We start from the raw sequence: 14,835 nt of genomic DNA on the forward strand, positions 1-14,835 counted from the left end.
CGCGCGCTCCCCCGATCCGGCCGGAATTACATCTTCATCCGCACGCCAACGGTGAAGTAGCGCCCTTCGATGTCATCGCCCTGCGCAAAGCCGCCCAGATAGTTCATCTGGCTCTGGCCGCCTGTGCTGGCGAAAACGGGCGGCTTTTTGTCGAACAGATTCTGGACGTTGAGATAGGCGTTGATGTTGGGCGTCACGTCATAGCTGATGTTGGTGTCGGTATAGCCCACGGCCGGAATGTCGCCGATGGCAAAGGCCAGCGAGGCCGTGCCATGCTGGCGCAGACCTGCGCGCCAGCGTTCACGCAGCGAGACATGCAGCTTTTCAGTGACGTCGAATTTGGCATCGGCCACGATCTTCCACTTGGCGATCGGCGGCAGACCGCCCACACCATCGGCCGCGCCGCCCACATCGACAACGCCGCTGGGCCCCTGATCGTAACGCAGCGTGGGCTGATAGGTGACCAGCGCGCGCAGCGAATAGGGATGGCTGCCCAGACGCCCGGCATAATTGGCCTCGATATCGACGCCATGCGTGCTGAGCGAGGCGACGTTGAGCGATTGCGAGAGCAGCAGCGTGGGCGCATTGGCCGCAGTCGCATATTGCGGCGAACCATAGGCATAGGGCCGCACATAGAGCGAGCAGACCGAGCCGGTATAGCCCGATGAAACGCAGGACGCCCATGTCGCGGGCTGGAATGCGGCGATGCCGACGATGGCCTGATTGATCTTGATCCGGTAATAATCGACGGCAAGGCTGAAGCCGGGGATGAATTTGGGCTTGAACACCGCGCCAAAGGTCAGCGTATCGGCCTTTTCGGGTTTCAGCGCGGGGTTGCCCTGGCTCAATTGCGGCTGTTGCGGATTGAACACCCCGGTCAGGATGTCGGTATAGGTCGTCGTGGTGATGGCTGCGGGCAGATAGAGGTCATAAAGGTTGGGCGCCCGAATATCGCGCGAACGCGTGGCGCGCAGCGTCAACTGATCGCCCACATGCCAGACCGCGCCGCCCTTCCACGTCCACACCGTCCCGCTGGTGCTGTAATTGGTGTAGCGCGCCGCGCCATTCAGCGTGAAGGAATCGACAAAGGGCAGATTGTGCAGCACCGGCACTTCGATTTCACCGGCAAATTCGGTCACTCTTTGCGTGCGTTGCGGCAAGGGCGCCGCGCCGCCGCCGCCCAGATAGCGCACGGCATTCACATTGTTGACGCAGTTGAACTGAATCCCGTTGCAATCAATCGCGTCATTGGGCGTGGCATTGGACGTCACCTCCAGCGAAGTCCGCCGCCATTCCGCCATCACCACCGCATTGACCGGACCAGCGGGCAGATCGAACAGCTTGCCATGGATATCGGCGTTGAAATCGTCCGTGGTCCAATGCTGGGTGTTGGCGGCCACCTGCGTGAAATAGGAAATGGCGGCCGCGTTGCGGGGATCGCCGGCGTTGAAAATGTTATAGGGTGCACAATTGGCAAAGCTGGCATTGGTGAGCGAGGCGTTGCAGACGATGTTGCCGCCGCTGTTCACCGCGTTGACCGAGGCATAGAATTTGTTCAGGTTGATCGCGGCATTGTTGCGCGTGCTCTGGATCGATTCCGTGCGGTAATAGCCCGCCTGCCAGGTGAAATTGCCCAGCTTGCCGTCAAAGCCGACATCGGCGTTCGAATAGGTTTCAAACGCGTTGATGGTATAGGGCGAAAGGCCCAGATCCATCTTGGAGAGCTGGAACGAGCTGCCCGCGGCCTGCGCCGCGATGGTGGCCGCATAGGCCGATTGCACCGAGGACAGGAAAGGATTGCTGTAGGCAATCGCGATCTTGCTGAACAGCGGGTTTTGCTGGGTATAGCTCTGCTTGAACTTGGTGAAGATCAGCGAGGCGTGGGCATGGAGACTGTCATTGATGTCATAATCCAGCCGCGCCATCGAGCGATAGGTGACCAGCGCCGAACCGGCGGTCGAGCCTTTGAAATAGGCCCCATCGCCGCCAATGTTTATCGCGCTGCTGCTGGTGGGCGTGCCGGGGTTGAAAGCGGTCAGCGTGCCATTGGGGGTAAACATCATGCCCGACAGCGGGCCGCTGTTGATAAGCCCGCCAAAGGCCACCGAATTGAGCGTGGCGCCATAGACCAGATTATAGGGGCTGGCGGCTGTGCCCGCGCCCACCATGCTGGCGTAATTGTTGAGGAAAGGGCGGCTGGCGCGGGTGAAACCGGCGCTGTCGCTATATTCCAGCCCGATTTCGAAATGGCCGCGCCCTTCGTTGAAATCGCTGCCCCAGGCCGCGCCAAAGCCCATCTTGCGGTCATCGCCATAACCGGAGATGCCGCCGCGCGCATCGGCCTTGAAACCGTTGAACTTGTGGTCGGTCACGAAATTGACCACGCCCGAAACCGCATCCGAACCATAGGCCGCCGAGGCGCCGCCCGTAACCACATCCACCCGCTTCATCAGGATCTGCGGGATGACGTCGACATCGACCTGCCCCTGATTCTGGGTCGAACCGACGCGGCGGCCATCGACCAGAATGAGCCCGCGCAACGAACCGATGCCACGCAGGTTGAGCGTGTTGAAACCGCCGGTGTTCACATTCGAGGTGGTGTTGATCGAACCGAGCAGGCCGGGCAGCGCATTGAGCCCTTCGACCACACCGGCAGGCTGGGCGGTCAGCATCGTCTCAACACTGGCCACAGTAACCGGCGTCGGGCTGTTGTTTCCGGTGGCGACCAGGCGCGAACCGGTAACAATAATTTCCTTATCCGGCGCCGGCGATTCTTCTGCATAAGAAATACTGGGCAACATTATTGCGGTTGTAAGAGCCGTTCCCAGCAAGAATCGGCGTCTGTCAGAAAATTTGGGCATTCCATCCTCCCGTGCTTTATCCTTCGGCACGGTTGGAGGCGGAATGCGGGAAAAATCCTTCCGATCTTTTTTCGCGGCACTGATTTTTTCACGCCATGTTCGAGAGGCGGCGTCATTCCAAAGAACTATTTTACAAAATATTGATTTTTAATGGATAAAATTTGGAAGGAAAATCCCCCCTCAAACCCTCATAGACATGGCGAGCTTAGAAAAGAGCCGTTATGCTGCATGGGGAGGCGGCGCTGGAGGCATGGCCAATACTGAACTGGAGCGTCATCTTCGTATGTCCCTGTGGGTCGCCAAAGAGATCCTGCCCCATGAATCACGCATTCGCGGCTGGTTCAGGCGTAATCGCATTTCGCCCGAGGATACGGACGAATTGCTGCAGGAAGCCTATTGCCGCCTTGCCACCATCGACGCTTTCGAGGCCATCGCATCGCCGCCGGCCTATTTCTTTTCTATCGCACGCAATCTTCTGGCCAAGAAATTGCGGCGGCCGCAGGTCGTCTCGATCGAATCCTTTTCCGAAATCGACAGCACGATCCAGTTTGACAATGACGATATGGAAGATGCCGCCCACCTGCGCCATGCCAGCGCCAAGTTGCGCGGCCTGATCGCGGGCCTGCCCGACCGCTGCCGCCGGATCGTTGAATTACGCAAGATCGAGGGATGGTCGCAAAAGGAGATCGCATCGCATCTGGGCATCACGGAAAAGGCGGTGGAAAAGCAGGTCTGGCTGGGTGTGCGCGCGATACGCGAGGCATGGGAAAGGAAGGCCCGCCCCGGCAATATGGCCGCAGAACGCCTTGAAAGGGTTGTACCATGAGCATGGCATTCGAAAACAGCGATGATGCCGTCGCCTATTGGGTCGCCCGGATCGACGCGGGCGATCTGACGCCAGAGGAAACCGCAAGGTGGCAGATGTGGCTGGATGAGGACCCTTCGCATCGCGGCAAACTGCTGCGCACACAGGCGATCTGGATGTCGCTGTCGCAAACCGAAGATCAGGCCGCGCCCGAGGATGAAGCCCCGGTCCGCGCGCCTCTGTGGCAAAGGCGCTCCTTTCTGGGCGGCGCGGCGGCGGCGGGATTGGCGGCGGTCGGCGGGGCCTATTTCCTGCTGGATCGCGACCAGACTTTTTCGACGCGCAAGGGCGAGGTGCGCCGCGTGCCGTTGATCGATGGATCGGCGATGACGATGAATTCCGACACCGGCGTTTCGGTGCGAATGGAGCGCAACCGCCGCATGGTCTCGCTGGCGCGAGGCGAGGCATGGTTCGAAGTGGCCAAGGACCCGGCGCGGCCGTTTGTGGTCAATGCGGGCAATATGGTCACACGCGCGGTCGGCACCGCTTTTTCGGTGCGCCGCCATGAAAATGCGGTCGAGGTGATGGTGACCGAAGGCGTGGTGGAAACATGGTCGCCCGATCGCGCCGATCAGCGCCTGCGCCTCAAAGCCGGACAAAGGGTCGTGGCCACCGACAGCGCGATCATCCATTATCGTCCCTCGCAAAGCGAGCAGGTCGAACGCGCGCTGGCATGGCGAACGGGCGAGATCGATCTGGCCGGCAACACGCTGGCCGATGCCGCCGAAGAGTTCAATCGCTATAACACGCGCCAGTTGCTGATCGCGGACCCGGAGATTTCGGGGGAACAGATAGCTGGCGTTTTCCGTATGAATGATCCAATGGGCTTTGCCGAGGCGGTCAAGGCCAGCCTTGATCTGAAGGTGGACATATCCGACCCGACAGTCATCCGGCTGGAACGGAAAACACGATAAGAATGAGGTTATGGGGGCGTTCCGGCGCCTTCCATGGGGAGAAATTGCGGCGCAGCCCCGCAAAGGGGCAACCGCATGGCAGGATGGGGGTAGGCCGACAGCGTGTTGGGCCAAAGGTCAGGCATAGGCGTTTCATGCGCCGCCTTGTGCGCGGCATTTTGCGCGGCCACGCCCGCTTTCGCGCAGACGCAGACCTATGCCCTTCCCGCCCAGCCGGTGGAAACCGCGATTGCCGCCATTGCTCACCGGGCGCATATTCAGATCGTCGCCTCGCAACGGCTGATTCGGGGCAAATGGGCGCGGCCGGTCAATGGCGATTTCACGGTCGATGAAGCGCTGGCCCGGATGCTTCAGGACACCGGGCTGACGCTGCGCGTGATCGCCAGGCGCACCTACGCCATTGTTCCCGCCCCTCCCACCACGCCCCCCTTGCCGCCAGTGGAAACGGAACTGCCCGCACATCGCCCCCTGCATCTGTCGCCGCCCCGCACCGAACCCGCATTCCATCGTCCCGAACCTATGCCCATGCTCAGCGGGTCGGGCATTATCGTGACGGGATCGCGCCTGATCCACACGGGCAGCACGCCGCCCACGCCCACGCTGATCCTGCCTGCGGGCGAGATGTTGCAGGCCCATCCGGGCGGGATCATTGATGCGCTCAACACCATTCCGGCGATCAGCGGGTCGATCAACACAACATCCAATGTGAACACCGGCGGCTTCAACATGCTCAATCTGCGCGGCATAGGATCGCTGCGCGGGTTGATCCTGCTCGATGGCCGCCGCATCGGGCCGACGCAGGCGCAGGGGCAGGTCGATGTCGATGTCATCCCGCAAATCCTGCTCAAACGGGTCGATGTGGTGACGGGCGGGGCCTCGGCCACCTATGGATCGGACGCGGTATCGGGCGTGGTCAATTTCATCAGCGACACCGATTTTACCGGCTTCAAGGCCGAGGCGCGCGGCGGCATTTCGCAATATGGCGACGATGCCAAGGCGGGCCTTGGCGCCGCATGGGGCGCCCGCTTCGCTTCCGACAAGGGCCATGTCGAGATCGGCTATGAATTCTCCGACAACCGGGGTTTTCTGCGCGCAAGTCGTCCTTTCCTCAACAATTACGCCAGCATGGTGGGTCTGGGCACGGCGGCAGCGCCCTACAGCCTTGCCTATGGCACCACGCTCAATTCGGCCAGTTTTGGCGGTTTGATCAACTCGGGACCGCTGGCCGGATTGCAATTCGCCCAAAACGGCGTGCTCTCCACCTTTCAGCCGGGCACGCCCACCACGACCGCCGCAGTCAATATCGGGGGCGACGGCGCCTATTTTCAAGGCTCGACCGCAGGCTCCGCGCTGACCACCCATCGCAGCATGGCGCGGCTCGATTATGCCTTCAGCGATGGGCTGAAATTCCATGCCTCGGCTATATTCAGCGCGTTCAAACAGAGCTACACCCAGCAGAACCCTTATTTCAGCCGCATCGCCATCGGCTATAACAATGCCTATCTGTCCGGCGTGCAGCAGCCCTATCAGGCCATCATCGCCGCGCAGGGCGCGGGCGAGAGCTTTCAGTTCTCGAAACTGGATCTGGCGCTGCCTAATTATCGCTACAATGCGCTGGAATCCTATTACAATATCGATGCCGGGCTGGAGGGCAGGCTGGGTCGTTTCGAATGGAGCGTCGATGGCTATCGCACCCTTTCGACCCAGACGATCCGCAACAACAACGGCATCAATCTGCAACGCTTCTGGGCCGCGATTGATGCGGTGGATGCGGGCGGCAAGACAGTGTGCCACGCCGCGCTCAGCAACCCGGCCTATGCCGGTTGCGTGCCGCTCAACCTGTTCGGCCCTTCCTCGGAACAGGCCGCCGCCATCGCCTATATCTCACAGCCGACTATGGTCAATTACCGCTATGTCACCAACGATGTGAACGCCAGCATCAAGGGTCGCCTGTTCGATCTGCCCGCCGGTCCGGTCAAAGCGGTGCTGGTGGGCGAATGGCGGCGGCTGACCTATGAGGTGGGATCGAATGCCGCGCCCGATGATCCGATGGATTGCGCAGGGATCGAGTTCAACTGTCTCAACACACCCTATGCGCTGCGCTATATGGGCGATCAGAATGCCCCCCTGCCGCAGGTCAGCCAGACCGTGCGCGAAATCGCCACCGAGCTGGAGGTGCCCCTTATATCGGGACAGCCCCTGATCCGCTCGCTCTCCTTCAACGGCGCGGCGCGCTATACCCATTATGACACCAGCGGCAGCGTGGGGACGTGGAAACTGGGGCTGGTGTGGAAAGTGTCGGATGCGCTCACTCTGCGCGGCACGCGTTCGCGTGATATCCGCGCGCCCAACCTCTATGATCTGTTCCGCCCCGCCACGATCAGCACCACCAATTACACCGATCTGCACACCAACACATCGGGCATTGCCATCCAGTTGTCGCAAGGCAACTCCGATCTGAGACCGGAAGAGGCCGATACTCTGACACTGGGCGGGGTCATTCGGCCTGCTTTCCTGCCCGGTCTCACCCTGTCGGTGGATTATTACTCGATCCAGATCGATCAGGCGATCGTCGGCATCGGCGCCTTTCAGCCCGCCACGCAGGCCGCCTGTGAAAATTCCGGCGGGACGGCTTCGGTCTGCGCGCTCTATATCCGCCCCCTGCCCTATTCCGACACCAGCCCGGCCAATTATCCCACGCTGCTGCTGGCCCAGACCTATAATGTCGCCTCGCTTTCAACGCAGGGGATGGACATAGATGCGCGCTATGAAGCCCGGATCAGGGACCATCCCCTGACCATCCGCGCGCTGATCACCTATCAGCCCACGCTGCGCTATAACAATGGCGTTGCGGGCGTGGTCGATGTGGGCGGAGCGGCCGATGGCGTGGGCGCGCTGCCCCCCATTCCCGATATCAAAAGCACGATCAGCCTGTCCTATGCGCCGTCGGACAATTGGCTGATCCGGCTGCAAAACCGCTATCGCGGGGCTATGCGCCAGCACGGCGATTCCTCGCTGGTTTTCAGCACCGGCCCGGTCCGATCCACCACCTATTTCGACATCAATGTCCAGCATACGATCAACCGCTGGGCCACCGCCTTTATCAACGTCCAGAACCTGTTCAACAAGGCGCCCGCCGTCTTTGCCAGCACCGGCGGATCGACCCAGATGAACTATCTGGGCGGCTTTGCGCAGGGCGATGACATTGAAGGGCGCCATATCAGTTTCGGCATTCGCACTCGTTTTTGAAACCGGGAAAGGAAATTGGCTGGAAGGAAATTCCGGGAATGCGGCTCATTGAGAATGAATTGCATTAACGGAGATCCCATGGCCCTGCCTCTTCCCAGCAACTCCCGTGCGGCCAGCGCCGCGCTCCTTCCGGCGCTGGCCTGCGCTTTACTGCCCCGGATCGCCCATGCCGATACCGAAGCGTCCCCCGCCATCATCGTTCACGGCCAGATGGCGGAAAATCGCATCAGTCTGGAAAAAATCGAAACATCCCAGATTGATACACCTCAATCGCTGACCGTGCTGAACCAAGATGAATGGCAGGCGCGCGGCGTCAACAATTTGGCCGATGCGCTGCGGATGGTGCCGGGCATCAGCCTTGGCGCGGGCGAGACAAGCTGGCAGGGCAACAATGCCTCGCTGCGCGGTTTTACCACGCGCGACGATATGTTCCTCGATGGCATGCGCGACTTTGCCTATTATTATCGCGATCCGTTCAACAGCCAGAGCATCGAGGTGCTCAAAGGCCCGGCAGGTATCCTGTTTGGCCGGGGATCGACCGGCGGCGTCATCCATCAGGTCAGCAAGGCGCCCGAAAGCGCCGCCTCAACCGCCGTTTCACTGGCCGCAGGCACGGATGACACGCGCCGCGCAACCCTCGACGCCAACCAGCCATTGGGCGACCATGGCGCGCTGCGGGTCAACGCTATGGGCCATACCTCGCATGTGGCGGGGCGCGACGAAGCTCTCAACCGCCGCTGGGGCATCGCGCCCACGCTGGCGCTGGGCATGGGCACCGACACCCGCCTCACCCTGTCCTATCTGCATCAGGAAGAGCACAACCGGCCCGATTACGGCATTCCATGGTTCAACGGCGCCCCGGCTCCGGTCGCGCGCAGCAATTACTATGGCTTTTCCGACGATTACCTGAACACCACCGTCAATATAGTGACGCTCAAGCTGGAGCATGATGTCAGCAACCATCTGAGCCTGCGCAACCGGACGCGCTATTCCTCGGCCGACCGCAGTTTTCGCACCTCCGAAGCGGCGGTTCCCACCGGCATTGCCGCCACCACGCCGCTTGAGGCGATCACCGTCACCCGCAACGAATTTTCCGGGCAAAGCAGCGATCTATTCCTGCAAAATCAGACCGACATCACCGCGAATTTCAAGACCGGCGCATGGGACCATACGCTGGTCGGCGGGATCGAACTGGGGCAGGAAGTGCCACGCCCGACCTATATCTTCCACACCGGCGTGATCGCCACCAATCTGGCCAATCCCCTGCCGCAGGCCTTTGCCGAAACCTCCTCCTATGTCCGGCTGCACGCTCATGCGCGCGCCGCGACGCTGGGCCTCTATGCACTTGACACGATCAGGATCGGCGAAGGCTGGATCGCCATCGCGGGCCTACGCTGGGACCGCTATAAGGCGCATTATCAAAGCACAGGCTATAGCGCCACCGGCGCGCAGAGCAGCAGCACCGACCAATCGCCGGTCAATCGCAAACTCTCGCTGCGCGGGGCGTTGGTCTATAAGCCCGCCGCGAATGGCTCGCTCTATCTCAGCTATGCCGACAGCTTCAATCCATCCGCCGAAGGGATCACCAGCATGATCTCTTCGGGCCGCTCGGTGGCGCAGGCCAATCTTGACCTCCGGCCCGAAACCGGACGGGTGATCGAGGCGGGGGTGAAATGGAGCCTGCTAAGCAATCGCCTGATGGCCAGCGCGGCGGTGTTTGACACGATCAAATCGAATGTGCGCGTGCCCGATCCGGCCAATTCGGCCTTCAACCTCAATGGAGGGCGCCAAAGGTCGCGCGGGATGGAGCTGGAGATTTCCGGCAATATCACCGCGCGATGGAGCCTGCGCGCCGGCTATGCCTATCTGGACACGGCAACCCTGTGGAGCGCCAATCCCGACGCATCGGGCTCGCCCCGCATCGGCGCGCCGCTGCCGCTGGCCCCGCGCCACAGCGGCAGCCTGCAAAGCGATTATGCCTTTACGCCTCGCCTGTCAGCCGGTCTGGGCCTGTTGTTTCAATCGAGCAGGCTGGGCCAGAACACCAATGCCTCCTATCTGGTGGCCCCCGGCTATGCCACACTGGAGGCCCGGGCGCGCTATGAGGTCGCGCCCGGTTTCGATGTGCAGATCAATGTCTCCAACCTCACCAACGCGCTGTATTACGATCAACTGCACCCCTTTCACGTGATCCCCGGCGCGGCGCGCAGCGCGCTCATCACGCTGGGCTGGAAAGGATAGGCCGATGACCGCCTATCCCCTCACCATCCCCGCCGTGCTCGATGCGGCGGAATTGGCACAGTTGCGCGCCATCCTCTTAGCCGGGCCGTGGGAGGATGGTCTGGCCACCGCCGGTCCCCTTTCCGCGCCGGTCAAGCGCAACCGGCAATTGCCCGAACAATGCCCCGCCGCGCGCGAGGCAGGGGCGATCATCAGTGCAGCGCTGGGGCGCCATGCCTTGTTCATGTCCGCCGCGCTGCCCGCCCGCATCGCGCCGCCCATGTTCAATCGTTACCGCGCGGGCGAAGCCTATGGCGCGCATATCGACGGCGCGCTGCGCCAATCGCAAGGCTTGCGGATACGCACCGACCTGTCGGCCACGCTCTTTCTGACCCCGCCGCAGGATTATGAGGGCGGCGCGCTGTCCATCACGATGGGCGCCATGCCGCTGGATATAAAGGGCAAGGCGGGCGACATGATCCTCTACCCTTCCTCCACCATCCATGCGGTCGGCCCGGTCACATCGGGCGAACGCCTGTCCTGCTTCTTCTGGGTCCAGAGCATCCTGCGCGATCCCATCCAGCGCCAGACCCTGTTCGAACTCGACCGCGCCATTCAGGGCCTTGCCGCCTGCCCTGTCCCGTCCGAAACGCTGCTGGGTTTTAATCAGACCTATCACAATCTGGTGCGCATGTGGGCCGATGGATAGGCGCGTCCCTGCCGATAATTCCCAATGGCCCGCGTCATGTTTTCTATCCCATGGCGCAGGCCCCCGCCCCCTATAGCGCGGATAGGGCCGCAAAAGGGGCGGGCAAGGAGAGCAATGTGGCGCGCGCGCCGGAAAACCGGACCGACACCGATGGCGCGGGCGCGAATGGCAGAATGCTGACCACCATGGCTCAGCGTTATCGCTCCGCGCTCAATGCCTATTTCCGGCGACGGGTCGATCCCCCGCATGAAAGCGAGGATCTGACACAGGATGTCCTGCTGCGCCTTGCCGCGCGCGATGGGGCCACCGATGTGCGCGCGCTGCAGCCCTATATCTTTCAAACCGCCAGCAATGTGCTCAATGATTACTATCGGCGGCGGGCCGCGCGCGGCGGCGCAATGATCGACAGCTATTGTGAGGAACTCCACGCGCCCGCCGATATCTCGCCCGAACAGGCCATGCTGGGACAGGAAGCGATGGATCGTTTAAGCCGGGAAATCGCCGCCCTGCCCGACCGGGCGCGACAGGCCTTTCTGCTTTTCCGCTTTGAAGGTATGCGTCAGGCCGATATTGCCCGCCATATGGGCATCTCGGTCAGCGCGGTTGAAAAACTCATCAAACGGGGCATGACAGGCATCGCATCGGCCTTGGCGGAGGGGGACTGAGCACGATGGGCAGCAAGACAAACCCCATCGAGGACGAGGCCGCAGACTGGATGCTGCGCGCGCAACTGGGCATGGATGCCGACGAACGAGGCCGCTGGCAGGCATGGCTTGATCGCGATCCGGCGCATAGGGCCGCCTATGACAGGCTGGCCCGCGCATGGTCGGCGCTGGATCAACTGGCCGAGGACCCGGCGATGCTGGCCATCCGCGAACAGGCCAGGCGACCGATGACGGCCAATGATGATCGTCCGCCGCGCCGCTGGTGGGGCATAGCGGCGGCGGCCTCGCTGCTGCTGCTGGCCGGAGGCGGATGGTGGTGGACGCAAAGCGCGCCCGAACCGCTGGTGTTTTCGACCGGCCATGGCGCCATGCGCAGCCTTGCTCTGGCCGATGGTTCGCAACTGATGCTGGACGCTGAAAGCCGGATCAGCGTCACTATGACGCCCCGCCGCCGCCTGATCCGACTGGAGAGCGGACAGGCCTATTTCAAGGTCGCCCATGATGCGGCCCGCCCCTTTGTGGTGACCGCAGGAACCCGCGCGGTGGTCGCGCTGGGCACCGAATTTGATGTGAAGGCGCGCGATGGCCTGATTACCGTGGCCCTGACGCAGGGGCGCGTGCGGGTGGGCGATGCGCAAACAGATAAGGCGGCCCTGCGCCCCGATAGCGGGGCGGCGGGCACCGAACTCTCTGTCGGCCAGACCCTGACCTATGACAACCGCACCGGCATCAGCCGTCTGGCCGCCAACAGCGCCGAGGCGGCCGCCGATTGGCGCACAGGGCGGCTGCATTTCGACCATACGCCGCTTTCCAGCGTGGTGTCCGACATCAACCGCTATGCACCCACGCCGATCCGGCTGTCCGACCCGGCGCTTGGCGCATGGCCGGTCAGCGGGGTGTTTCGCGCCGATAATGCGCAAGGGCTGCTCGATGCCCTGCCCCTGCTTTTCCCCGTCCGGGTGGAGCGGCGGGCCGATGTCATCCTGATCCGCCGCGCCGAATAATTTTTCGAGTCCGCCATGTGCGGATTTTTCCAAAGGATGCGTCTGCACTCCCGACCCCGCGCGCAAATGTGTGGGGCAATGGACAATGCGGAGGAAGCATGAGGCATTCAATTCACCTTATCGGCATCTTGCTGGCGGGCACCGCCATGGCCGGCGCGCCCGCGCTGGCGGCCGAGGCACCCGCCGGCGGCGAGCAAGGCATTTCCGACATCGTGGTGACGGCATCGCGCCACGAACAGAACCTTCAGAAGGTTTCGGCCTCGGTCTCGGTGATCGGCGGCGAGAGCCTTCAGGACAAGGCAGCGGCCAATCTGGCGCAGATCTTTGATGCCCTGCCCAGCGTTCAGACCACCGCCCAGCCCGGCGGCTTCAGCGTGAACGTGCGCGGCATGGGCGGCGATCTGCCCGCAGGCACCGCGCAGGGCGCATCGGCCGTGGTGATCGACGGGGTCTATAACGTCACCTCGCAGGGAACCACCGTGGGCCTGTTTGACGTCAACCGCGTCGAAGTGCTGCCCGGCCCGCAAAGTACCCGCTATGGTCCCAATGCCGATGGCGGTCTGGTCAATATTTACACCAACGATCCCAAGCTGAACAAGCTGGAGGGCAATGCCGCGCTGACCGTGGGCAATTATGGCCTTGTGCGCGGCGAAGTGGCGCTCAATGTGCCGCTGGGCGAGAAGCTGGCGCTGCGCGTGGCCGGGGCGGCGATCGCGCGCGATTCCTATTTCCACCCCGCACAGGGCGATCAGAAGGGCCAATCCCTGCGCGTCAAACTGCTCTACAAACCCAATGACGCGCTGAGCCTGAAACTGTCCTATGAGGTCGATCACGTGGGCGGAGCGGGCAATGGCTCGAACGTCTTTCCGGTGCTGACCAACAAGGTGCCGGTCTATTCGGGCGATTCCATCAACAACACCGGCGATCCGTGGGCGCAATCGCCCTCCAACCCGGTCAACACCACCCATACCAGTATCTATCAGCACGCCTTTGGCGCCAGCGGCAGCTATGACTTTGGCAATGGCGTCGCGCTCGATGCCCAAGGCTCCTATACGATGATCTCGGGCGGCGAGACGGCCAACATCTATCTGGCCCCGTGGTCCACCACCTTCGCGCCTTTCCAGAACGCCACGCTGAAAGAATTCGACCGGTTCAACCAATATACCGGCGAAGTGCGCCTGCATAATGGTGCGGGCAGCAAAGTGTTGTGGAACGTGGGCTTTTACCACTGGAACTATCTGTGGGGCTTTCGCGGCGTGAACAGCGGCGTGGCCGATACCGATCAGGATGTGGTGCATACCACCTCGACCAACGCGCTGTTTGGCGAAGTGACCTATCCCATCACCGACCGGCTGCGCGCCATTGTCGGCCTGCGCCAGAGCTGGGACCGCCGCACCGACAATTTCCAGAACGGCAACACTGTCACCCAGACCTTTGGCATCAGCATGAGCCATGCCGATTACCGCGCGGGGCTGGAATATGACGTGGCGCCCCGCTCGATGGTCTATGGCACGGTTTCGACCGGCTATCGCCCCGGCGGACAAAGCGCCTATAACCCGGTTCTGAGCCAGCTCTACACCTTCCAGAGCGAGGTCAACACCGCCTTTGAAGTGGGCTCAAAGAACCGCTTTTTCGACAATCGCCTGCAATTCAACGCGGCCATGTTCTATTACAAGATCAGCAATTATCAGAATCTGGACAAGTATAACGGGTTCGACCCCAATGACGGCACCGGCGTGGCCTGCGCCAATGGCGATGTACGCGCCGTCTGCACCGTGCCGACCTTTGGCATGAAGGCGCATACTTTCGGCATAGACGCCAGCCTGATCGCAAACATCACCAATGATGACGTAGTCTCACTCTCCGGCACCTATCTGGACGCCAAGTTCGACAAGAAGCAGGGCACCTGCGCCACGGTCGGCCTGAACGCGGCGGCGGCGCTGATGGGCTGCGCGGATGGGTATAATGACCAGAACACCGGCGTGCTGAAATTCTTCGACGCGGCCGGGGCGGTCCAGCCCCATTCGCCCAAGCTGTCCTTCAATGTCGCCTATAATCACACCTTCCGCTTTGCCTCGGGCGCGACCTTCAAGGTGGGCGGCAATGCGTTCCATTCCTCGGGCTATTGGGTCAATCCGGTTCAGGACGATGCACAGCTTGGCTATCAGCCCGCCTATTGGATGGGCACAGCGGATGCCAAATATGTCTCGCCCTCGGGCCGCTATTCGGTCGGCGCCTTTGTGAAGAACATTGGCAACTATGCGGTCAAGCAATCGGTGCTGCCCGCAACCTCGATTGGCGATCCGCGCACCTATGGCGCCACTTTCGCCGTCAAATTCTGACGCCGC

9 protein-coding genes are annotated in these 14,835 nt (G+C 62.0%); 8 read left to right on the plus strand and 1 reads right to left on the minus strand.

The features are described 5' to 3' along the window. Positions 1-26 precede the first annotated feature (26 nt). Positions 27-2,861: a TonB-dependent receptor domain-containing protein gene (locus tag GGR38_RS03570; RefSeq protein WP_343058972.1), complete on the minus strand. Its 2,835-nt coding sequence runs from the start codon at positions 2,859-2,861 to the stop codon at positions 27-29. A 250-nt stretch (positions 2,862-3,111) separates the two neighbouring features. Here GGR38_RS03570 and GGR38_RS03575 point away from each other — a divergent pair, with 250 nt between their 5' ends. The 8 genes from GGR38_RS03575 to GGR38_RS03610 all read left to right on the plus strand — a co-directional run bounded on the left by GGR38_RS03575 (position 3,112) and on the right by GGR38_RS03610 (position 14,829). Next, positions 3,112-3,687, plus strand: coding sequence for an RNA polymerase sigma factor (locus GGR38_RS03575; RefSeq protein WP_183622719.1), 576 nt, complete (start codon positions 3,112-3,114; stop codon positions 3,685-3,687). Next, positions 3,684-4,640 (plus strand): FecR family protein, encoded by a 957-nt coding sequence (locus tag GGR38_RS03580; protein ID WP_183622721.1) that lies wholly within the window; start codon positions 3,684-3,686, stop codon positions 4,638-4,640. Before GGR38_RS03575 ends, GGR38_RS03580 begins: the two co-directional genes overlap by 4 nt. A 144-nt stretch (positions 4,641-4,784) precedes the next feature. Next, on the plus strand, positions 4,785-7,889 hold the full coding sequence (locus GGR38_RS03585; RefSeq protein ID WP_183622723.1) for a TonB-dependent receptor: 3,105 nt from the start codon (positions 4,785-4,787) through the stop codon (positions 7,887-7,889). Positions 7,890-7,967: 78 nt separating this feature from the next. After that, positions 7,968-10,130, plus strand: coding sequence for a TonB-dependent receptor (locus GGR38_RS03590; protein ID WP_183622725.1), 2,163 nt, complete (start codon positions 7,968-7,970; stop codon positions 10,128-10,130). Between the two features lie 4 nt (positions 10,131-10,134). Further along, positions 10,135-10,818, plus strand: a complete 684-nt coding sequence (locus tag GGR38_RS03595; protein WP_183622727.1) for a Fe2+-dependent dioxygenase — start codon at positions 10,135-10,137, stop codon at positions 10,816-10,818. Between the two features lie 116 nt (positions 10,819-10,934). After that, positions 10,935-11,483, plus strand: a complete 549-nt coding sequence (locus tag GGR38_RS03600; RefSeq protein WP_183622729.1) for a sigma-70 family RNA polymerase sigma factor — start codon at positions 10,935-10,937, stop codon at positions 11,481-11,483. A gap of 5 nt (positions 11,484-11,488) precedes the next feature. Continuing rightward, complete coding sequence (locus tag GGR38_RS03605) at positions 11,489-12,487, plus strand: FecR family protein (RefSeq protein WP_183622731.1); 999 nt, start codon at positions 11,489-11,491, stop codon at positions 12,485-12,487. Positions 12,488-12,585: 98 nt separating this feature from the next. Then, complete coding sequence (locus tag GGR38_RS03610; protein ID WP_183622733.1) at positions 12,586-14,829, plus strand: TonB-dependent receptor; 2,244 nt, start codon at positions 12,586-12,588, stop codon at positions 14,827-14,829. The last annotated feature ends 6 nt before the right edge of the window (positions 14,830-14,835 follow it).

This window comes from Novosphingobium sediminicola (assembly GCF_014196525.1).
GTDB classification, from domain to species: Bacteria; Pseudomonadota; Alphaproteobacteria; order Sphingomonadales; family Sphingomonadaceae; genus Novosphingobium; species Novosphingobium sediminicola.

Bases quoted from the DNA above. Each gene is read 5' to 3' on its own strand.
- GGR38_RS03570 (WP_343058972.1), bottom strand. From the start codon at position 2,861: ATGCCCAAATTTTCTGACAGACGCCGATTCTTGCTGGGAACGGCTCTT.
- GGR38_RS03575 (WP_183622719.1), top strand. From the start codon at position 3,112: ATGGCCAATACTGAACTGGAGCGTCATCTTCGTATGTCCCTGTGGGTC.
- GGR38_RS03580 (WP_183622721.1), top strand. From the start codon at position 3,684: ATGAGCATGGCATTCGAAAACAGCGATGATGCCGTCGCCTATTGGGTC.
- GGR38_RS03590 (WP_183622725.1), top strand. From the start codon at position 7,968: ATGGCCCTGCCTCTTCCCAGCAACTCCCGTGCGGCCAGCGCCGCGCTC.
- GGR38_RS03595 (WP_183622727.1), top strand. From the start codon at position 10,135: ATGACCGCCTATCCCCTCACCATCCCCGCCGTGCTCGATGCGGCGGAA.
- GGR38_RS03605 (WP_183622731.1), top strand. From the start codon at position 11,489: ATGGGCAGCAAGACAAACCCCATCGAGGACGAGGCCGCAGACTGGATG.
- GGR38_RS03610 (WP_183622733.1), top strand. From the start codon at position 12,586: ATGAGGCATTCAATTCACCTTATCGGCATCTTGCTGGCGGGCACCGCC.